This is a genomic window from Corynebacterium sp. c8Ua_99 (assembly GCF_039907185.1).
GTDB lineage: Bacteria > Actinomycetota > Actinomycetes > Mycobacteriales > Mycobacteriaceae > Corynebacterium > Corynebacterium jeikeium_D.
In genome coordinates this window covers 82,656-103,955 of the sequence record NZ_JASBOG010000007.1, presented here as the reverse complement: position 1 = coordinate 103,955, position 21,300 = coordinate 82,656, and the positions used below count along the sequence as shown (strand labels likewise).

Annotated in this window: 16 protein-coding genes; 11 read left to right on the top strand and 5 right to left on the bottom strand. The window is 56.0% G+C overall.

Features of this window, described 5'->3' with window-relative positions; all coding sequences use genetic code 11:
• Nucleotides 1-5: 5 nt before the first annotated feature.
• From QKE19_RS05875 to QKE19_RS05865, 3 genes are all read left to right on the top strand, one after another.
• Nucleotides 6-233, top strand: coding sequence for a hypothetical protein (locus QKE19_RS05875; protein ID WP_005510976.1), 228 nt, complete (start codon nt 6-8; stop codon nt 231-233).
• Between the two features lie 113 nt (nt 234-346).
• Nucleotides 347-1,816, top strand: a complete 1,470-nt coding sequence (locus tag QKE19_RS05870) for an FAD-binding oxidoreductase (protein WP_016421825.1) — start codon at nt 347-349, stop codon at nt 1,814-1,816.
• Nucleotides 1,817-1,841: 25 nt separating this feature from the next.
• Nucleotides 1,842-2,603: a decaprenylphospho-beta-D-erythro-pentofuranosid-2-ulose 2-reductase gene (locus tag QKE19_RS05865; protein ID WP_070642719.1), complete on the top strand. Its 762-nt coding sequence runs from the start codon at nt 1,842-1,844 to the stop codon at nt 2,601-2,603.
• A gap of 200 nt (nt 2,604-2,803) precedes the next feature.
• On the opposite strand, the gene QKE19_RS05860 is transcribed toward QKE19_RS05865, so the two are convergent.
• Genes QKE19_RS05860 through QKE19_RS05845 form a run of 4 tightly spaced genes read right to left on the bottom strand, consistent with a single transcriptional unit; the run spans nt 2,804 to nt 7,536 of the window.
• The gene (locus QKE19_RS05860) at nt 2,804-4,270 is read right to left on the bottom strand and encodes an ATP-binding cassette domain-containing protein (protein WP_347890572.1); all 1,467 of its coding nucleotides are present in this window, start codon (nt 4,268-4,270) and stop codon (nt 2,804-2,806) included.
• Nucleotides 4,267-5,058, bottom strand: a complete 792-nt coding sequence (locus QKE19_RS05855) for an ABC transporter permease subunit (RefSeq protein ID WP_347890571.1) — start codon at nt 5,056-5,058, stop codon at nt 4,267-4,269. The genes QKE19_RS05860 and QKE19_RS05855 overlap by 4 nt, the downstream gene beginning before the upstream one ends.
• A complete protein-coding gene (locus tag QKE19_RS05850) occupies nt 5,055-6,002 on the bottom strand; it encodes an ABC transporter permease (protein WP_284870392.1) in 948 nt (315 codons plus the stop codon). Before QKE19_RS05850 ends, QKE19_RS05855 begins: the two co-directional genes overlap by 4 nt.
• A gap of 1 nt (nt 6,003) precedes the next feature.
• Nucleotides 6,004-7,536: an ABC transporter substrate-binding protein gene (locus QKE19_RS05845; RefSeq protein WP_035010183.1), complete on the bottom strand. Its 1,533-nt coding sequence runs from the start codon at nt 7,534-7,536 to the stop codon at nt 6,004-6,006.
• A 164-nt stretch (nt 7,537-7,700) separates the two neighbouring features.
• Here QKE19_RS05845 and QKE19_RS05840 point away from each other — a divergent pair, with 164 nt between their 5' ends.
• The 8 genes from QKE19_RS05840 (at nt 7,701) to QKE19_RS05805 (ending at nt 20,250) form a co-directional block, all read left to right on the top strand.
• Nucleotides 7,701-8,669: a TauD/TfdA family dioxygenase gene (locus QKE19_RS05840; RefSeq protein WP_347890569.1), complete on the top strand. Its 969-nt coding sequence runs from the start codon at nt 7,701-7,703 to the stop codon at nt 8,667-8,669.
• Nucleotides 8,666-9,658 (top strand): ornithine cyclodeaminase, encoded by a 993-nt coding sequence (locus QKE19_RS05835; RefSeq protein WP_347890568.1) that lies wholly within the window; start codon nt 8,666-8,668, stop codon nt 9,656-9,658. The genes QKE19_RS05840 and QKE19_RS05835 overlap by 4 nt, the downstream gene beginning before the upstream one ends.
• Nucleotides 9,652-11,040 carry an alanine racemase gene (locus QKE19_RS05830; RefSeq protein WP_076772194.1) on the top strand — a complete coding sequence of 463 codons (1,389 nt, stop codon included), beginning with the start codon at nt 9,652-9,654 and terminating at the stop codon, nt 11,038-11,040. Before QKE19_RS05835 ends, QKE19_RS05830 begins: the two co-directional genes overlap by 7 nt.
• 18 nt (nt 11,041-11,058) lie before the next feature.
• Complete coding sequence (locus tag QKE19_RS05825) at nt 11,059-12,120, top strand: cysteine synthase family protein (protein WP_076772192.1); 1,062 nt, start codon at nt 11,059-11,061, stop codon at nt 12,118-12,120.
• Nucleotides 12,102-13,556 carry an MATE family efflux transporter gene (locus QKE19_RS05820; protein WP_347890567.1) on the top strand — a complete coding sequence of 485 codons (1,455 nt, stop codon included), beginning with the start codon at nt 12,102-12,104 and terminating at the stop codon, nt 13,554-13,556. Before QKE19_RS05825 ends, QKE19_RS05820 begins: the two co-directional genes overlap by 19 nt.
• Before the next feature lie 74 nt (nt 13,557-13,630).
• The gene (locus QKE19_RS05815; protein WP_076772189.1) at nt 13,631-15,664 is read left to right on the top strand and encodes a galactan 5-O-arabinofuranosyltransferase; all 2,034 of its coding nucleotides are present in this window, start codon (nt 13,631-13,633) and stop codon (nt 15,662-15,664) included.
• Nucleotides 15,665-15,782: 118 nt separating this feature from the next.
• Nucleotides 15,783-19,181: an arabinosyltransferase domain-containing protein gene (locus QKE19_RS05810; RefSeq protein ID WP_347890566.1), complete on the top strand. Its 3,399-nt coding sequence runs from the start codon at nt 15,783-15,785 to the stop codon at nt 19,179-19,181.
• A 40-nt stretch (nt 19,182-19,221) separates the two neighbouring features.
• Complete coding sequence (locus QKE19_RS05805) at nt 19,222-20,250, top strand: TIGR00730 family Rossman fold protein (protein ID WP_147719260.1); 1,029 nt, start codon at nt 19,222-19,224, stop codon at nt 20,248-20,250.
• A gap of 27 nt (nt 20,251-20,277) precedes the next feature.
• Here QKE19_RS05805 and QKE19_RS05800 read toward each other — a convergent pair whose 3' ends face one another.
• The gene (locus QKE19_RS05800) at nt 20,278-21,204 is read right to left on the bottom strand and encodes a glycoside hydrolase family 25 protein (protein ID WP_070652694.1); all 927 of its coding nucleotides are present in this window, start codon (nt 21,202-21,204) and stop codon (nt 20,278-20,280) included.
• Nucleotides 21,205-21,300: the final 96 nt, after the last annotated feature.

Genomic DNA, 21,300 nt, shown 5'->3' with positions numbered 1-21,300 from the left:
ATCGCATGTTCGACTTTTTCAAAAAGAAGCCGCGTGAAACCATCAACATGGCCGCCGAGTACACCAACACCCCGCTGTCGAACCAGATGGTCATGCTGTTCGCCGAGGAACTGCCCATCCTCGACAGCAAGGAACGCGCACAGGTCTACCGCGCACTCGAGGCGTACGACGGCCCGCAGATCACCTCGCAGGAAATGCTGCCGGAAGAGATCCGAAAAATTATGGATCTATAGCCTCTCCGTACATTTCGTTCGCTTTCCGACGGCCCGTGCGCGGCCTCAAGCGTGACCAACACCTCGGAGCGTCACGGGCGACGGAGCCGGTGCAAGGGGGTAGCCTAGCCTTGATGTCCACTAACACTAACGGCAAGTCCAGCACCGATGCTTCGAACGGTGCCTACGGAGCCGTACACACAGAAGCCAGGACCCTGACCGGTTGGGGTCGTACTGCCCCCGCTAAGTCCCAGGTGCTGTCGACGCCGGACTTGGATGAAATTGTTAACGCCGTCAAGGCTGTCGCAGACCAGAACTCCGACAAGCCTGCCCACCTGCGCCGCGGTGTGATTGCCCGCGGTATGGGCCGCTCTTACGGCGACCCCGCCCAGAATTCGGGCGGTCTGGTCATCGACATGCAGAAGCTCAACAAGATCCACTCCATTGATCAGGAGTCGGCGATTGTTGATGTCGACGGCGGTGTCACACTGGATCAGCTGATGAAGGCCGCGCTGCCCTACGGCCTGTGGGTGCCGGTACTGCCGGGTACTCGCCAGGTCACCATCGGTGGTGCCATTGGTCCGGATATTCACGGTAAGAACCACCACTCCGCAGGTTCTTTCGGCAACCATGTGCTGTCGATGGAGCTGCTGGTCGCTGATGGCCGTATCCTGCACCTCGAGCCGGAGGGCTCCGCAGATGATCCGGACGGCAAGCTGTTCTGGGCAACTGTCGGCGGCATGGGCCTGACCGGCATTATTGTCCGCGCTCGGATCAAGATGACCAAGACCGAGACGGCCTACTTCATCGCCGATGGCGACATGACCCACACTCTGGACGAGACCATCGAGTTCCACTCCGATGGCTCCGAGGAAAACTTCACTTACTCCTCCGCGTGGTTCGATGCCATCTCGCCGGAGCCGAAGCTGGGACGCGCCGCAATCTCCCGCGGTTCGCTGGCAACCCTGGCTCAGCTGGAGGAATACGCCCCGAAGCTGGCCAAGGACCCGCTGAAGTTCAACGCTCCGCAGCTGGTGACCGTGCCGGATATCTTCCCGTCCTTCACCATGAACAAGCTGACCATGATCAGCATTGGTGAGCTGTGGTGGCTGAAGTCCGGTACCTACCGGAACCAGGTGCAGAACCTCACGCAGTTCTACCAGCCGCTGGATCTCATCGGTGAGTGGAACCGCGGCTATGGCTCCAAGGGCTTCCTGCAGTACCAGTTCGTTGTTCCGCGCGAGGCCGTCGAGCCGTTCAAGGAGATTGTCCGCGATATCCAGCGCTCCGGCCACTACTCGGCACTGAATGTGTTCAAGCTGTTCGGCGAGGGTAACCGCGCTCCGCTGTCCTACCCGATGCCAGGTTGGAACGTCTGCGTGGACTTCCCGATTAAGCCGGGTCTCGGCGCCTTCCTCGATGATTTGGATAAGCGCGTCATGGAGTTCGGCGGCCGCCTCTACCTGGCCAAGGAGTCACGCACTTCCGCCGCTAACTTCCACCAGATGTACCCCGAGATGCAGAGCTGGCTGGACACCCGCAATGAGATTGACCCACACGGTGTCTTCGCCTCTGACATGTCGCGTCGACTGGAACTGCACTAAGACAACCGAGAGGATTTAAGCCCCAATGATTAATGCTGTAGGCGCTGCCCAGTCCATCCTGCTGCTCGGCGGCACCAGTGAAATCGGTCTGGCGATCACCGCCGAGTTCCTGAAGAAGGGCTCGGCCAAGGTCATCCTGGCTTCCCTGCCAAACGACCCCCTGCGCGAAGCCTCCGCCGAGAAGATGAAGGCCGCCGGCGCTTCCGAGGTGGTCACCCTCGACTTCGACGCAACGGACTTCGACTCCCACCCGGAGGTCGTCGATAAGGCATTTGCCGACGGCGACGTGGACATCTGCATCGTCGCGTTCGGCATGCTTGGCGACGCCGAGGAGCTCTGGCAGAACCAGCGCAAGGCCGTCCTGGCTGCGAACATCAACTACACCGGCGCGGTGTCTATGGGTGTTCTGGTTGGTCAGAAGTTCAAGGCGCAGGGCCATGGTCAGTTCATTGCCATGTCCTCCGTTGCTGGTGAGCGCGTACGTCGCTCCAACTTTGTCTACGGTTCCACCAAGGCCGGCCTGGATGGTTTCTACCTGAACCTGGGTGAGGCCCTGGAGGAGTACGGCGTCAAGACCCTGGTTATCCGCCCTGGTCAGGTCCGTACCCGTATGTCCGCTGACGTGGACGAGGCTCCGTTGACTGTAAACAAGGAAGATGTCGCCAAGCTCGCAGTGAAATCCGTCGAGGCCGGTAAGACCCTGGTCTGGGCTCCGCCGGCATTCCAGCTAGTGATGATGGTGCTGAAGCACATCCCGCGCCCGATTTTCAAGAAGCTGCCGATTTAAGACTCGAACAGCAGAGCTTTACAGGGTACTTCCGCGCTGACTCTCAAGTTTCTTGCATCCGTTTCGATAAAACCCCAGGGCTGTTTTCTGAGGAGGGCGAGAAGTGCAAGAAACTTGAGAGTTTCTTGCACTTAGGCCCCCTTTTCATCCTTGACCCCACTTTTAGCGCCTGGGCTCAGACAACCAAGCGTGTATTAGTCTCAACCCACAGCTGCAGTTCCAATTGGGATAACCGTGGAGCAATACGATTGCAGCAGCTCATCATCGTGACTGACTAGAACTATGCCCATTCCCTCGCTGTTGAGTTCTTGCAGAACGCTCATCACTTTGGTCGCTGCTTGATAATCAAGCGCCGAGGTAATTTCATCGCAGAGCAGGAGCTTTGGGCGCACGGCTAGAGCACGTGCGATTGCAACACGCTGCCTCTGCCCTCCAGAGAGTCCACTTGGCTTACGCTGTGCGAGCTGCTTATCGATACCGACTTTATCGAGCAAATCTATTGCCGCTCGGCGTGCGTCACGGCGTCCCCTTACCGACACCCGGGCTGCACGCGCTACGGCATCGAGCGCGGTCATTTTCGGGTTCAACGTAGAGGCAGGATCCTGCGGAACTATCTGCATCATCAAACGATTCTTCCGTGGCCATGTACGCTTAGCTTCACGAGTTACACCAGCACATTCAATCTCACCCGACTCTGCGTGGTTTAGCCCGATTAGGCACCGAAGTAGTGTCGACTTTCCGCTTCCTGACGGTCCCTTGACCCCAACCATAGTGCCACGCTGTACAGCGAAAGAGAGGCCCTGAAAAAGAGTCACGCGTTCATTATTCACGCAGCTCAGGTTGGAAACTCTTAAGACTGGAGACGCGCCCGCCCCTGCCCCCGCCCCCGGCATAGATTCACCAATCGAGGCTTTGGAGAGTTCTGTGACCTGGATGCCTTTCGTTACTGAACGCGGGCTGTGGCCAGAAGTCGTCTCTACACTCTGGCGTTCCACGCGCTGGGTGATCGAATCGCTTTTTTCCGTTCCATTCCCGACAGCCACGACCGAGTCAATGCAAATCGCAAGCTTAGGAACCTGGTGGGCGGTGAAAATGACCGTAACGCCACTATCCGCGATGCCTCTTAGCAGATGAGCGATTACCGTCGAAGTATCGGAGTCAAGGCCGGCGAAGGGCTCATCAAGAGCGATGGCTTCAGGCGAACGCGATAGTGCCCGAGCCAGTGCCACCCGTCGCTGCTGTCCACCAGAAAGCTGGTGAATCCGCCGGGAAGCAATGCTGGCTGGAAGATCTACACGCTGCAGCAACGCTGCAACGTCGGTGCCTGGGGCCAACTCCCGGAGCAACCGGGCTACTGACATCAATGGTGGCAACTCGGCGCCCGGATCCTGTCCTACGAAAGCAATGTGCTCACGGCGAAAATGAGCTAATTCACATGATGGAAGCTCCAGCGGGTTTACATCTCGCCACTCACTGGACTCGACAGAAACCCCACCAATTACTTCCGATCTCTCCGGTACCGCACCAATCAATGCCTTTAAAAGTGACGTCTTCCCGGAGCCGCTCACCCCAGTTAAAACCGTAATCTCACCCGCTCGGGCAGTGAGCACTGTGCGGGGTAGGATAACGTGCCCGCTTTGCATCACGGAAATATCTACATCAATCACGAGCTCGGCACATCCTTCGGTTCCTTCTGCCTCCCATTAATCAGGGTCACTACAGCAATCGATGTCGCTGCCAACGCGGCGGCTGGTGCAAGTACTGACCAGGGGTTCAGTGATATTCCACTCGCGTTATCCCGCACCATCGCTGACCATGCAAACTCACCGAGGCTTCTCCCGACCCCAAGGAAGCTCGCCGTAGACAGCACATACAGCGCTTCGATAATGCGAAGACTCCATACCGAACGAAGTACTGCGGAAATATTGGGAATGATGTCCCGAAAAATTATCGAGACGGTCGTTGCGCCACTGCCCTGTGCAGCCTGAACATAGCCAGCGCTAGCAACGGGATAGGTTGCGGCAGCGACTACGCGGGCGGCGTATGGAGTACCGACTGCGACAGAAACGCTGATAAGTAAAGGCAATCCTCCATTGGGATATAACACAGCGGTTAAAAGCAAAAGAATTACCGCCGGCACCAAGATCGTGGCATCCGCCACTGCTTCAATAAAGAAACCCAGTTTTGGCCTTAGCGCCCCCAAGATACCGAGTAGGGTGCCAAATACCGTGGTTAAAGAACCGACGATTATTGCAGTTACGACCAAGGACTGGCCGCCAACAAGCACCGCAGCGCCCACACTTCTCCCCAGGTGTTCTGTTCCTAGGAAGCCCGCCTCATTACCGTTAGCGAAGGGTGTTCCATGCGCCGACGGCTCAATGTCAAACAAACCAGCAGCGACCGGTCCGCCTAACACTAGGGCGATAAAGGCCCCCGCTAAAAACCTTCGAATCATAGTTGCACCTTCGGGGTGAATGCGACTTTTATTGCATCTGCCACAGTCAGCAACACCAATATGATCGCCCCTGTTACAGCAAGTACGGCAAGAATCACCGAGATATCCCGTTGCGCGACTGCATTAGACACCAAAAGCCCCACTCCAGGATGGTTAAATAACGCTTCGACTGTGACTGTCCCTGCTACCAAAACACCTGCTGTTGTAGCCATTGAAGTAGCAAATGTCGGTGCGGATAGCGGCAGGATATGTCGAAGTGCCAGCTGATTTCCCACGATTCCGTTTAGCTCAGCATTGCGGACCGCAGTGTTGTGAGAAGCATCCTCGAACGCTGCGAAAAGCATTCTCGAATTCCAGGCCGCCTGAGGAATTACCAGCGCCATAACCGGTAATGCGTACATACTTATCTGGGTTGGCAAGCCTTCCGCGGTTATAGTGACCGCGGGAAACCAACCAAGCCAGAGAGAGAATACCGCTACCAGAAACACACCAACGACAAACTCTGGTAGCGCAATTAATGCCACTGTCGATCGGTCAATAATGTGCGAAATCCAGGGTCTTTCAGCACGTGAAGCCCAAAAAATGGCGATTGCTACCGAAAGAACAGCAGTGACTAAAAATGCCATACCAGTTGTTGCCAGCGTCACAGGCAGCGCTGAACTCAGCAGATTAATAATCGGTACTCCGTTTACGGAAGTACCAAAGTCGCCCGCAAACGCACTTCCCAGCCAGCTCAGGAAGCGGGCCATAAGCGGCTTATCAAGATTCAGGTTTCTTTCTAGCGCTGCCAGAGCTTCCGGGGTCCGGTTTGCGCCCAAGATTGCGGAGGCAGCATTACCGGGCAGCCAATCAATCGCTACAAAAACAAGTCCGAGAACTGCGAAAAGTAAGCCTCCACGAATTATCAGCCGAGGAATAAGCCAACGCGCGATTTCCGCTGGCACACTAAGCCTTCTGGACGGTTTCAAGAAGGACACGACCATAGCCTGGAGCCTTAGGCAGACCACTCAAATTAGCTCTCGCAATATCGACTCCGTCAGATGCACCCCAGACCAGATACCCGGATCGCTCGAACTCAATCTTCTGCAGCTGGCGGCTTAGCTGGTTAATTCTCTCAGTATCGGTGCTTTCCAGTACCTGGTCATAGATCTCGTTGAATTCAGCATCATCAAATGCGGTCTCATTGGAGGCTGCGTCGCCATCGAGAACCTTCCCGGCGAAGAAGAGCACGGAATCGTTAGTTCCCCAATAGCCACAATATAGGTCTGCCTTGGTCCATGTCTCGTCGTAGAAAGTACCCGAATCCTGCTCCACTACATTGAGAGTCATGCCGATTTCTTTCACCTGATCAGCGATAACCTTCATCGCCTCTACTTGACCCGGAGCCTCAGGGGTAACGTACAAGTCATACGTTTTCTCAAGGTCAAAATCTGCCTCTTGGAGGAGATTCTTCGCTTTCACAACGTCACGCTTACGCACTAACGAAGAATCCAGGTTCGAATCTGCCGTTCCAAGAATGTCGTTTGCAGGGGTTCCATAACCGGAGAGAGCTCGTTGGATGATTTGCTCCCGATCAACTGCAAGGCGCAGCGCCTGACGAACTTTCACATCTGAGAAAGGCCCATCTGAGGTACGCATGATTAGTGGAATAACCGAGTCATTCATCCGGCGCACAATCTTTATATCTTCATTTCCTTCGACGGATCGGGCCGCAATAGGACCCGCAGCTTGAGCTAAGTCAATTTGCCCGGACAACAGCGCATTAGTCATTGCGGTGGAGTCTTCAAATGGAATGACATGGACCTCAGCAACTCCTGCTACTGTTCCGTGATAGTTATCGAAACGCTTGAGCTTAGCAGAACCATTTTCCCAACTGACCAGCTGGAACGGCCCCGATCCAATGGGCTTTTCAGCAGAAGAACCCTTCTTCATCACGAAGGTCATCAATCGCGCAAGCATCGGAAGCTGTGAATTCGGTTCCGCAGTTTCCATCACAACGACGTTGGCTCCAGCAGCACGAATGCTATCAGGCATCACTGGAAGCCGGAATGAGTTTTCCTCATCCGAAAGCATCTTCTTCAACGACCACACGACATCTTCAGATGTGACCGAGGAACCATCATGGAAGGTAGCACCGTCGGCAATCATAAATTCCCACTCAGTCGGATTATTCTGTTTCCATTCCTGCATCAGGCGTGGCACTACAGTTTCTTTCTCGCCCGGCACCGTCAGAGCCTCCCAGATCAGGGAGCTAATAAGCATATCTGAATCATTAGGCAAAAGCTGGTAAGGGTCTCGTTGAGCGCTTGCCGCTTTCCCGAGAGCCCCAACACGCAGCACATTAACGTTTTCGACTTCATCCCCACTGGCAGCCCCATCCCCTGCCGTCGACTCTCGTGACGTACACGCCGTCAGAAAAGTGCCTGTCCCAATAACTGCCATTGCAGCGAGGAATTGGCGTCGAGAAAAATTGGTCATGATGGTTCCTTAATCTCTAAGAAAGACTGCCCACAGGAGAATAGACATTGCTAACAACTACAGCAGCAGTAAAGCTTAGGCAAGCCTACTAACGAAATTCTTTTAAGAATAATTATCTAGGTCACCCTTTACAGCATAGGTTACCCTCACCTAATTTCTTTGTCATGCAGAATTTGCACCTGAGCCAAGAACTCTCACACAGGATCGTTAAAGCTGCCGACGAACTGGCTGCGACACAGAAGATTAGCTCTCCCGACTCGTACAATGCCATCAATCATCTTTTGACTGATGAGCTGGAGGAACTGAAAGAACTAATTCTGCTCTCCCCTACTGCCCATGCCACTTCCATCCATGGACTTCCCTTCCCTGCAGTTCACGGACCTACCCCAGCCACGTGGCAGGAATGCGTTGGCAAGGTCCGAACCTGGAGATTCGTTCTTGCGATTATCGCTAGCGCTGCCGGTCGCCCATTCGGATGGTTCGGACAGCAGAAAGGCCGTATCACCACAGACTTGGTGCCGACCCGCGGCCAGGAGAACCAGCAAGTTGGCGCCAGCAGCAACACCACATTGACTCTGCACACGGAAGATGCTTTTCATCCGCGGCGCGCGACGCACTTCGCTTTATTTGGTCTTCGTAACCCCAAAAATGTCGGCACTACGCTGGCCCCCATCGATGAAGCATGGCATCTACTCGATGTAGATTCGAAAAAAATTCTAACCGGGGACGGAGCCATCATTATTCCAGATGCATCTTACGGTGATTACGAATATGCAGCTCCTACTGCCATGACATCAATCTGGAAAACTGATGGCAATTTAGGCATGAGGTTTGACCCCGCCTACACAGACAAAAATTCTGGAACCTTACAGTGGTGGGAGGCATTTGAGAAGCTTCAACAGGCTCTTCACACTGTCACCTATACGGTGCCTATAAAGCCAGGTCAGATGGTCATCATCAACAATGACCGATGCGCCCACGGACGAGTACCTTTCGTAGCCAACTACGACGGGACCGACCGCTGGATGCTACGCATCAACATTATGGGAACCAAAAACACACGCCCTATCAATGAAATCAACGAACCCGGCTACGGCCAACACATCCGATTTATGGATGGTGAAATCCTATGAAACAGCGAACTAACCTGACCGTCCTCAGCAGATCAGAATTAGCTCAAATAAAAATTTCACCCGAGTCCGTACTCGAGTCGGTGAAATCCGCTCTCATCGAGCTCGACCAGCCAGGAACTCTGTGCCCAGGGAAAATCAAAGTTGAAGTACCTGAAAGCGTGAGTTACTCGATGGTCGGCAGAAGTCGTTCTTCAAATTCCGTCGGATTCAAGACTTCCTATACCCATTGGGGCAAAACTCACCAACAAAGCGCCAGGGATAGAAGCTATTACACGACCCTCACACTGTACGACGATTCCAGCGGATATCCTATTGCACTTCTCGACGGCGCTGCGGCAGGAACTCTCAGAACCCCGGCAGTCTCAGCGCTATTGGCACAGTATGCTGGTGCAATTCCTCAGAGCGCTCTCATCATCGGTTCGGGAACCCAAGGACAAAACGCAGCCCCTTTTCTCCTTGAAACCTTTGAAACATTAAACACGATTTATCTCGCCGGCAGCCACAGCGTGGGACTAGAGAAAGGCGCCAAGATTGCATCAACAGCAGCAGTGAAGCTTGGCCGAAAAATAAGAATCAAGATTGTAGACGATCCTACAACTGTGAGTTCAAACTGTGATCTCATTATCGGGGCCGCTGGACCTGAGACTCGTTGTACTGTCACAGCATCCGATATTCCCCGGCACGCAACCGTCGTTGTTGTGGGCTACGGAATCGCCCCTGATATCTGTCATCAAGCGAGCAGAGTCATCACGACGAGTATCGAACAGATGAATGTTACCGGTCGCGATTACGCTGACACCGATGGTCGGTTGCCGAATGTCCATGCCGAACTATCCGATTTGCTCCGCAAAGGGCGCAAACTGCCTCGTATTGACGAAACTACGTTTTGCTATAACAGCGGACTAGTTCTAACCGATATCGCTGTCGGCCAAATCCTCGCCAAGGAAGGTCTTAAGCAGGGATTCGGGACGGAGATATCCCTGTGGTAAGTGCCATATCATGCAAGATTGATGTTCCAAGCTGGCAAACGGCTCTGATTGGCTCAGGGAAACTTGACTTCATTGCTGAGCTTTCCGACACCCCTTTTCATGTCCTTTGCCCAAACCAATTTGCTCAAACACTTTCAGCCTGGCATACAACCGCTAAGGAAGTCGGCATTAAATTCGGTATCCGGTTTGGCAAAAAGGCAAATAAGTCCGCGCACTTCAGTCGCGAGATAGCACTGAGTGCTCTTCGTGGTTTCGACAGTGGAATCGATGTCGCCAGCGTCGAAGAGTTCCAATCATCTCTGGCCGCTGGTGTACCAGGAAATAAATTAATCATTACTGGTGCTACACCGAGTCGAGAACTTATCCATTTGGCAGTTTGCCACGATGCAACTCTAACTATTTCCAATGAAGTAGATTCAAGAATAATTTCCCAATTTGTCGACGAAATCGATACGCCTAATCAGCTCCGAGTTCTTCTCCGGATTGCGAACCAAACCCCCTCCACACGGTTTGGTATGAGCATCGATACCGCCTTGTCTCTAACCGCTCGTCTTAGCCAAGGCCGTGCCAACATCGAAATTACCGGCCTAAGTTTCCACTGCAACGGTTATGACCTCCACGAGAGGATAAACATGTCGCATCTGGCAATCGACACCCTACTCAAGGTGCGCTCCCTGTCTCCACGGGCCGACACTATTTCCATTGGAGGTGGCTTTCCCACAAGCTCAGTCGAGTATGGAGTCTGGCGAAACCTGCAATCTCGACTAAAAAACGAAATGTTCATAGATTCGGATAAACCTAAAGACCAATATCCGTTCGGATCACCTTTATCCGGACAATACTCACTACGGTTTATAGCTAATCAACATCGCCCACTGACACGTCGAGATATGGAGTCCACTCGACGCAGCTCGGACTCCATGGCTCAGCGCGCTCATCGTCACAACATAAAGATTTTGGCAGAGCCTGGACGGTCTTTATGCCAGTTCGCGGGTGCTAGTTTCTTTCCTGTTCTTTCGTGTCACGCATTGCCCAATGCTGCACGGACAGTAACTGTCGTACGTGGAACTAGTCTCAGCCTCTCAGAGCAATGGTTCAACTCGGAGTATTATCCGGACCCATACCTTGTGCGTAACGGAGTCATTATCGACTCGGGAGTAGCTACAGCAACAGCAGTTTCCGGATCAACGTGCTTAGACAGCGATTATCTCAGCAAAAGAATGATTCAACTCCCCGACAGGCCTCGACCTGGAGATTTCCTAGTCTATCCCGACACAGCCGGGTATCAAATGGACTCGAACGAGTCTGCTTTCCACGGATATCGGATTCCTCAGAAATACGCCTTTAATCCTGTCACCATGACCATCACGGAAGATCGCTAGAACAGAGGCCAAATAAAGATGCCAAAAAGAATTTATACGCAGATGTCTCAACTCATTGGCAATACTCCTCTGTTCGAGCTTGTCTGTACGCCCCAGAAAAGTCGCGTTTTGCTTAAGCTCGAGCAATTCAACCCAACTGGAAGTGCGAAAATCCGGATGGCCCAGTCGATGATTAAGGCGGCAGAGCAGGATAACCGACTTCAAGAGCATGGCACTATCGTTGAATCGACTTCCGGTAATACTGGACAGGGCTTAGCACTTCTTGCACTTGAGCGCGGATACGACTTCGTAGCAGTCGTCGATAATCATTCTTGTAAAGATAAATTGAACTCCATGCGTGCAATGAATGCACAGATGTGCTTCGTTTCCAATCAAGATGACGATTCGCTCGCCACATCGGCTAGAGAAAACCATGCTGAGGAGCTCGGCAAACAACACGGCTGGGTATTCATGAAGCAGCATGACAATGTCGCAAACTCGATGGGTTATTACCCTGCAGCTGATGAAATTTTGAATGATCTTGGGGAAAGTCCGACTCATATCATTAGTGCCGTAGGCACAGGTGGAAGCCTCTTTGGAGTTACTGAACGTCTCCATCAATTGGGACACCGTCCCACTATTATAGGCGTCGAACCGGAAGGTTCCATTGCATTCGGTGCTCCTGGACACGACTATTGGCAATCTGGAACGGGCACCCCCGAAGGTGCAGTTATCGGCACTTCAGTTCGCTACGACTTACTCGACTACGGAGCAAAGGTATCCGACAAAGCAGCTTTCGCTGCATGCCGAACAATCGGAAAGCACATGGGGCTTCTACTGGGAGGATCTGCTGGCGGAGCCGTAATAGCAGCCCTCGAGCTCCTGCCGGGCTTTCCCGCTGGCTCTACATCGTTGACCATGGTGTGCGATGGAGGGGAAAAGTATCTAGATACCGTATTCAACGATGAGTGGATGTCCGAACGTGGTTTACTCGATGTCGCCCTCGAGGACAAAATTTGGGCACAAATTACGTCATTGCGCGCTGGGAAAAGTTCAATTCCGCTAGGTTCAACACGAATTTCATGGTCGAAGGAAAAGTAGTGCCCGGTACTACCTCACAGAACTTAAATCGTCAGCTTTTGGCGATGTCTCTTCCCCTCGCCGGCACACAGCTTGCGAACATCGCAATCTCAACCACGGACACTCTCATGATGGGTCAACTTAGCCTCGAGGCTCTGGCTGGCGGAGGCTTGGCAGTGGTGTGGTTTAACCAAGTACGCACAATGGCTGTGGGCCTATTAACACCACTGGGCAATAGGATTGCGTCGGCTCATGCGCTGTACGAAAGCAAATCTCGCGAACGAGCGGACTCTGAACTATCTGTTACTACGTTGCAAGGCGAAATTCGCAATCTTTCACGCACCGGCTGGTTCCTAGCAACTGCCAGTGGCCTCGTGGGAGCACTAGTGCTAATCGGGATTGCCTACGCGCTGCCATTTTTCGGCCAGTCCGCTGAGATTAGTTCCGCAGCCACTTCCATGATGTGGTTGCTCGCGCCAGGTCTTGTTCCTTGTTTGTGGTTCCAAGTCTCCCGTCAGTTTTGTGTAGGCCTCGGCAAACCAAAATCGCTACTACACATAACCGTGGCGATGATCGTAGTGAATGCAGCGTTGAACTACGCGCTCGGTTTTGGATTCGGGCCGTTTCCTGCATTGGGTCTGCTAGGCATTGGACTGTCCACCACACTGGTTCATTTATTGTCGGCCCTAATTTATCTGCGAATCACCATCCGAGATCCCGACCTCTCAACTTTTCTTGCCCTCGATTTCTGGAGTGCCGACGGAGACACGATGCACGGAAGGCTCCGTCACCTCGTCCGCACTCAGCTTCGTCTGGGGCTTCCAGTCTCAGCAACCTACGGAGCCGAAGCGGGCATGTTTTCTGTGCTGGCGATGGTCATGGGATCCTTTGGCACAGAAGCACTCGCAGCGCACAACGTCGTCTATCAAATAACCTTTATTGTTTTCCAGATTGGTGTTGGGTTCTCCCACGGCAGCTCTATTCTTGTGAGTCGCGCTTGGGGTCTGAATGACAACTCCCTTGCACGCCAAGTCGGCATTCGAACTCAAACGATGATGGCTGCCATCGTTGCTGTTGCTTCCGTCAGCTTTCTTTGCGCTCCCCGCCTCGTACTTTCCCCATTTATAAACAGCTCCGAGAAATCCAATGCCACCGAGACATTAAGCATCGCATTGGGGTTGTTGGCTATTGGCGCAGTGATGGAATTTGTCGATACTGCACAAAACATAGCTATCGGTCTCCTGCGCGGGATTAGCGACACCACTACTGGTTTGAAGGCATCCCTCACTGGTTATTGGATTATAGGTTTGCCAGCTGCTTTAATACTTGCTTTTCCCATCGGTCTAGGGCCTCACGGGGTGTGGTGGGGATTGGTCATCGGGCTTGCCAGTTCTTCAATAATCCTTTGGAGAGCTTTCCTTCTCGCGACGCGTAAAGACCTTACCGTGAAACTCTAAAGAACTCGTCCCTCAAAGCGATATCCACGTCGCAGGTATCCGGTCGTTCACGTTCGTGTGCAACACTTAAAAGCATGGTTGACAAGCAGGCCGACACCTCATCATGCAGCGAAGCCCAACAGGCTTCGCCAGCTTTTGACGAAACTACAGAGTTTTCCACAAACCGGCTCGCAGGCGAGTTCACCGACGAAGACCGTTACGAGATTTTCAATGATGACCAGCTCTCCCTCAAGGCTGCCTTCCTCTACCTGGTCGCAGCGCTTGTGGGCGGTTCGGTTATCGCTCTGGCGTCCTGGTTTGTGTTCCACCGCCTGTCGCTGCCGGCCTTTGGTGGCTCGCAGCTGACCAGGGCGGTCGCAACAGCGCTGATTGTCATCACGCTGACGCTCACCACCGTCCTGCTGTATTTCTTCGCCACCAAGGGCAAAGACAATCGCCCCAGGTGGCTAACGTGGTTGACGTACCTGATGGCTTACATGTCACCGGCCATTCTGGTGGTCTCTGCCGTCGGCCTGCCGCTGGGCTCGACCAGGCTGTGGCTGGACGGCCTTTCTGTCGACCAGGAGTTCCGCACTGAGTATCTCACCAGGATGGCCGCGGAGCCTGGCCTGCATGACATGTCGTACATCGACATCCCGTCTTTCTACCCAGCTGGTTGGTTCTTCCTGGGCGGACGCCTGGCCAATATTCTTGGCATTGCCGGCTGGGAGGTCTTCCAGCCCTGGGCATTGATTACACTCGCTGCCGCTGGCTGTGTTTTGGTCCCGGTGTGGCAACGCCTGAGTGGCTCCCTGCCCGTAGCCACTGGCATTGCGCTGACAACCACGGCGGTCGCCCTGGCGACTGTCGCCGATGAGCCCTACGCCGCAGTCGTTGCTATGGGCCTTCCGGCGATGACCGTGATGGCCTGGCGCGGTCTCACCGGCGCCTGGTCCGCCATGTTTGGCGTGCTCGTCTTCCTGGGTATTTCTGCGACTTTCTACACTCTTTACACTGCCGTAGGCGCGCTTATTGTGGTCGTGTTGGCCGTGGTCGCGTGGACGTCGTCAAGCTCTTGGATGCCCGTAGTGCGCCTGATCATTATGGGCGTGGGGTCGATGCTGATTGCGGCGACGGTGTGGGGTCCGTACATGCTGGCGGTTGCGACGGGGGCACCGCGCTCGGGCGCGACAGCGACGCACTACCTGCCCCCGGAGGGCGCGCAGCTGCCTTTGCCGATGCTCGCCGCCAGCGTAATCGGTGTGCTGTGTTTCATCGGCGTCGTGCGCATGCTGGTCAGCGCCACGGAGCCGGATGCCCGCGCGCTCGGCCTGGGCACGCTGGTGCTCTATGGCTGGGTAGTTGCCTCGATGGTGGCGACGCTGCTCGGACGCACGCTGCTGGGGTTCCGCCTCACCGCACCGATTACGTTCATGTTGATTGCGGCTGGTGTGGTCGCGCTTGCCGACGCCCGTCTCAACGGCATCGAGAAGTATTGGCCGCAGGCGGCACCAGCTCACATTGCCAAGCGCGTTTCCGCGGTAATGGCGGCAGTCTTGCTGCTGGCGGGCATTGGCTACGCGCAGTCGATTCCGAATAAGTTGCATGGCGCCATCGACTTGGCGCATACCGACACCGACGGTAACGGCGAGCGCGCGGACCGCTTCCCACCGAATGCCGGGGCGTGGTACTCAGCGGTGGACCAAACGCTGAAGGAGGCCGGGCTCGATCCGGCCCAGACAGTGGTGCTGACGGATGAGAAGAATTTCCAAGCACTCTATCCCTGGTATGGATTCCAGGCACTGACCAGCCACTACGCTAACCCTCTGGGTGAGTTCGACCGCCGTAATCAGGCATTGGAGGAATGGTCGGAGATTCGCGATCCCGATGAGCTCGTACAGGCCATGGATGAAACGCCGTGGCGCGGACCGGATGCCATTGTGCTGCGGGGCGAGGTTGAGACACCTGATGGCGAGGATGCCGCTCCACTGACGTTGGACATCGCGGATGATATCTATCCGAACAATCCGAATGTGGTCTTCCGGAGCCTGAATTTTGCCCGCTCTGCATTTGAGAAGCACTGGGAGCTAAACCAGGTCGGCCCGTTCGTAGTGGCGGTTCGCAAGTAGGTATTGGGCGGCTATCCCCTGCTGTAAACGTGATTCCTGTTACTAATGTGGAAACTGTGATGTAACTTTCGCGTTGCAAACTCAAAGAAAAACGCCAATTACCGTAGTATCTTTCCTTGTGACTGCCGAAACTAAAGAAATCAAAGAAAGTGTCGACGGCTCACCCGAAGTGACCATCGACCGCGTGGAGAGACCGCCTATGGACGGCCCCTCTCCTACGACACTGACTCGTTGGACAGCGATTATCGCTGGAATCGTCGGTTTCATTTGCTTTGTCATCACACCGTTCCTCCCGGTCGTGAATACTCAGTCCTCCGTGTCTTGGCCTCAGCGCGACACACTGAACTCAGTGGATGCACCGCTTATGGCGCAGGCACCGTTGGATCTGAGCGTCGATCTGCCTCTGTCCCTGACGGATGAACTTTCCGACAAACGGACGACCCTGTTGTCGACTATCCCCCCGACCGCGGATAAGCCGACCAAACGGGGCCTGATGGTGCGTTCGGGCAAGGACGGCCTCGACGTCATTCTGCGCGACAGCGTGGTGATGAGCCTGGATAAGAAGGAGCTTGCCAGCAACAAGGGCAAGATCCTGGAGATCCGCTCAAACGAGCATGAGACCACCGTCAACATCGACGGCGCCAAGAACTCAGATGGTGAGAAGCTCACCGCCACCACACACGGCGATTACCGTCCGCAGGTCACCGGTATCTACACTGACCTGCCCGCTGACGGTGACGCGGCCAAGGCCGTAGCCGATGGACTCGATGTCCACATGAACATCGACTCCCGCTACACCTCACACCCGACAGTGGTGAAGTACATCGTCATGTACTTGGGTCTGCTTCTGACGCTGGCTTCCCTGGTCGCGTTGGCTCGCATTGACCGTATCGACGGTTCCCCTTTCACTCCGCTGTTCAAGCGCGGTGCGTTGAAGCCGACTCCGCTGGGCATCCTGGTCGGCACGATTTTGGTTGTTTGGCACTTCATCGGTGGCAACACCTCCGATGACGGTTACATCTTCACCATGGCGCGCGTCTCCGACGAGTCGGGCTACATGGCGAACTACTACCGTTGGTTCGGCGCTCCTGAGTCACCGTTCGGCAGCCCCTACTACGACCTGCTGTCGCTGATGGTGAAGGTGTCCACCTCGTCTCTGTGGATGCGACTACCGGCGCTGCTGTCCGCACTGCTGGTGTGGTTCATTATTTCCCGAATGGTTATCCCGCGCCTCGGCGACAAGATTGCCCAGCGCCGGGTGGCCTACTGGTCTGCTGCTGGTGTGCTGTTGGCCTTCTGGCTGCCGTACAACAACGGACTGCGCCCGGAGCCGGTCATTGCTCTGGGATCCCTGCTGACCTGGGTATTCATTGAGCGCGCAATTCTGACTCGACGCCTGCTGCCAGCTGCAGTCGCAGTGGTTATCGCCACGCTGGCACTGGGCTCGGGCCCAACGGGCCTAATGGCAGTTGCTGCCCTGCTCGCAGGCATCCCGATGCTGGTGCGCATTGTCGTTGAGCGCCATAAGGCTCTCGGTGGTGGTTGGCAGGCCCCACTGATGCAGATTGCGCCGTTCCTGGCTGCGGGCACCGCAATCTTGGTCGGTGTCTTCGGCGACCAGACTTTGGCCACGGTCCGCGAGTCCATTCGCGTCCGCAGCATCATCGGCCCGTCGGAGCCTTGGTACAACGAGTACGTCCGCTACTACTGGCTGGTGCTGCAGTCGGTCGACGGCGCCTTCCCGCGTCGTTTCCCAGTTCTGATTGCACTGGCGTGCTTGACCATCACGATTGCCGCGCTGCTTCGTCACCGCACCGTTCCGGGGGCTCTGGCCGGCCCGTCGGCACGCCTGGTGTTCATGTTCATCGGCACCATGTTCTTCCTGACCTTCACGCCGACAAAGTGGACGCACCACTTCGGCGTGTACGCGGGCATCGCGGCTTCCCTGGCAGCACTTGCCGCTATGGCCATTAGCCATTGGGTAGCAGGTAACCCGCGCAACCAGCTGTTCTTTGCCGGTGGTATCACCTTCATCCTCGCTTTCTCGCTGATGGGCATTAACGGCTGGTGGTATGTGTCGTCCTACGGCGTGCCGTGGTTCGACAAGACCATTCAGTTGCGCGGCCACCAGCTGGGTTCAGCAGTATTGGCTCTGGCCTTGCTACTGCTGCTGGCTGGTGCCGTAATGAACTTCGTCCAGGAGTTCCGTACCAAGCCGAAGTCGCAGGAAAAGTCGGCACGCGCGCGCCGCGTCAATGCAGTTGCATCGTCCCCGATTGCAGTGACGACGCTGCTGGTGACGATGTTCATGGTGGCTTCACTGGGCAAGGGCGCAGTATCGCAGTACCCGGCATACTCGGTCGCCGCGGGCAATATCCGCTCCTTGGCTGGTCAGACATGTAATATGGCGAGCGATGTGCTGATGGAAACCGATCCGAACGATGGCTTCCTGAATACCGTCGATGGCAAGCCGCTAGCGGAATCGTTGCGCGGTGGCGGCAAGAACCGTGGCTTCGACCCGAACGGCGTCCCGTCAAACATGAAGGCCGAAGCTGTGGACACCAGCCAGAGCCAGGCAAGTACTGCCGACACTGATGATCAGTCTACTGATCCGGACGCCACAGTTGAGGGCGGCTCCGCGTCGGGCACCGACGGCGGCAAGCGCGCCGACAAGGGTGTCAACGGCTCGCAGGTCGAGCTGCCATTTGGCTTGGATCCGGATAAGGTGCCGGTGCTTGGCTCCTACTCCGAGGACATTCAGCGTCCTGCAAGCCTGGAAACTTCCTGGTTCCAGCTGCCTGAGATTGACGAGGACCACCCGCTACTCGTCGTATCGGCGGCCGGCCGTATCTTCCACCACGACATCAACGGTGTGGCTCAGCAGGGTCGCAAGCTGGTGGCAGAGTACGGTCGCAAGGGCGGCGACGAGGATGGCTTCGAGGTCCTCTCCGAGTCGGAGCCGATTGATATCGGCCCTGCTCCGACCTGGCGTAACCTGCGCTTCCTGACCGAGGAGATCCCAGAGGGAGCGACCGCTGTGCGACTGGTCGCGGAGGACAATGACGTCTCCGAGGATCAGTGGCTGGCACTGACCCCGCCGCGCCTGGCCGAGCTGCAGTCGATGACTGATGTCATTTCGCCGGAAACTGCGACTATCCCGGACTGGCCGGTTGCCTTCCAGTTCCCGTGCCAGCGTCCGTTCGACCACTACGCAGGTGTCGCAGAGCTTCCGGAATACCGCATCACTCCGGACCGTGGCCTGAAGGTCGTCGGTGCAGATGTCTGGCAGTCGGTCGATGGCGGTGGTCCGCTCGGATTCTCCGACGCTGTGAATGAGGCTACGTCCGTACCGACTTACCTCAAGAACGACTGGCGCCGCGACTGGGGTTCCGTCGAGAAGCTCTCGCCGCGTCCGAATAAGGACAAGGTCAAGCCGGATGTCGCCGAAATTGAGTATGAAGATATCACTCGCTCGGGTCTATACTCGCCCGGGAAGATGATTGTGAAGGATCCCTAGGCGAAAGAGCCTCGGTGCCTCCTTCACCTAAGGAGACCGAGTGACTGCACAAACCCGTTCCATCGTTGTCGCCGCAATGGTTGTGACTGACCCGGTGGGGCGGGTTTTGTGCGTTCGTAAGCGGGGCACGGATACGTTCATGCTGCCCGGCGGCAAGTTCGAGCCGGGTGAGTCCGTCGATCACCCGGAGGTCACCGCCGCGCGCGAAGTCTCCGAGGAGCTCGGCGTGGACATCGAGCTATCGCAGCTGCGTCCGTGGAATATCGCCCGTGCGGCCGCCGCCAACGAGGCGGGCTTCGAGGTCGTCGGCCACCATGTGCGCTATGTCGGCGAGTTCACCGATGAGCTGGCGAACGTTCAGCCCCACGCCGAAATTGAAGAGGTCCGCTGGCTCGACCCCTGGCTACCGACCGGGAAAATCGCCCCTATGCTGGTCGAAACCACTCTGCCGAAGCTCCGCGAAGAGCTGCCCCAGCTTGCCGCTGGCCGTGAGCAGCCACAGCGCGCACTGTCGTCACTGACTGTCTTCTGCGGCTCCGGCTTCGGCAACGATCCCGCCTGGCGCGTCACCGCCGAACGCCTCGGCCAGACACTCGCGGAAAATCGGGTGGAGCTCGTCTACGGGGGCGCGGCGATTGGTCTTATGGGCACGGTTGCTAACGCGTCGCTTGACGACGGCGGCAGTGTCACCGGTGTCATCCCCGAGGTCCTGGTCAAGAAGGAAATTGCCCATCCGCGGCTGACTCACCTGGAAACTGTTGCGACTATGGCCGACCGCAAGTCGCGCATGTATGAGCTTGGCGATGCTTTTGTTGCGCTCCCCGGCGGCGCGGGCACGCTGGAGGAGTTCTTCGAAGTGTGGACCCAGCAGCACCTGGGGATTCATGCCAAGCCAGTGGCGTTGCTGGGTCCTTCGGGCTTTTGGGAGCCACTGTTGGCTCTGCTCCGCAACGTTGTGGATGCGGGTTTTGTGCGGCCGGAGCTTCTCGATGCGCTTATTGTCGTCGACGACGTCGACAAGCTCCTGCCTGCGTTGATTGCGTGGCGTGCGGGGCGGACGAAGTTTTAGCCCGACCCCAGACCCCACAACATCCTGCTAGTGAGCAGCAGCCAGCTGCTGCAGCTCAGCTTCGGTGCCGTTGAAGACGTCCTCGTCCACGTTGGTCGGGATGCCATCGACGCGGCCGGTGGAGGAACGCTGCCAGAAGGCCATACTCTCCCAACCACCCGGCAGTGAGGTCGGAGCGCTGTCTTCGTAGGCGGCGAGCCACAGCGGGTAGTCGGTGAAGTCGGTCGAGTTACCCATCGGGTTCTGCCAGAACCAACGGTAGGTGTAAATCATCGGGGTTTCGCCGGTCTTTTCCTCTACGCGCTCGAGGAAGTCCTTGGTCCACTTCTGCAGCTGGGTCGGGTTGAGGCCATTATCCAGCTCGATGTCCAGCACCGGCGGCAGTGTCTTGTCTGTGGAGATTTGCTCATCGCGCTGCTGCAGTGCTTCTACGTACTGGTCAGCCTGCGCAATTGCGGAGCGATCCGGATGTGCCTTGTGGTAGCTGCCCACATACAGACCGGCCTTCGCTGCAGCAATGGAGTCCTCGAGGAAGTACTTCTGGTCACCTTCGACACCGTCGGTGGCCTTGATGAAAGCGAACTTCTGGCCGCTGGCTGCGACCTCGTCCCATTTCAGCGCGACGCCACCTGGGCGCTGCCACTTGGAAACGTCCACGCCGGTCGGCCCCATGTTGAAGCCGGTGCGAGCCGAGTTTGACGATGCGCTGGTAGCCGAACCAGTTGACGAACCGTTGGCATCAGAGCCCTGCGACTCCTGAACAGTCAAAAAGTCGAGCGACCCCTTGGAATCAGCAGCGGACTGGTTGGAGTGTGCAGATGCGTCCTGTGTTTGTGCGTCTGCCGGTGCAATAACACCCAAGGTCAGCGGCGCAACGGCCACGATACTTGCCAAAGTGGCGCGTCCCGGGCGTCGCTTCAACACCGCGTTCGCGGAAAGTGGAAGAAATTTCATGGTTTGCACCTTACCCCCTAAACCACTTCAGCCCCATTCGTAAGCCTAAACTTATTCCACCCCTCCAGTCACAGCTTCAATCCGCCCTTGCCCCTA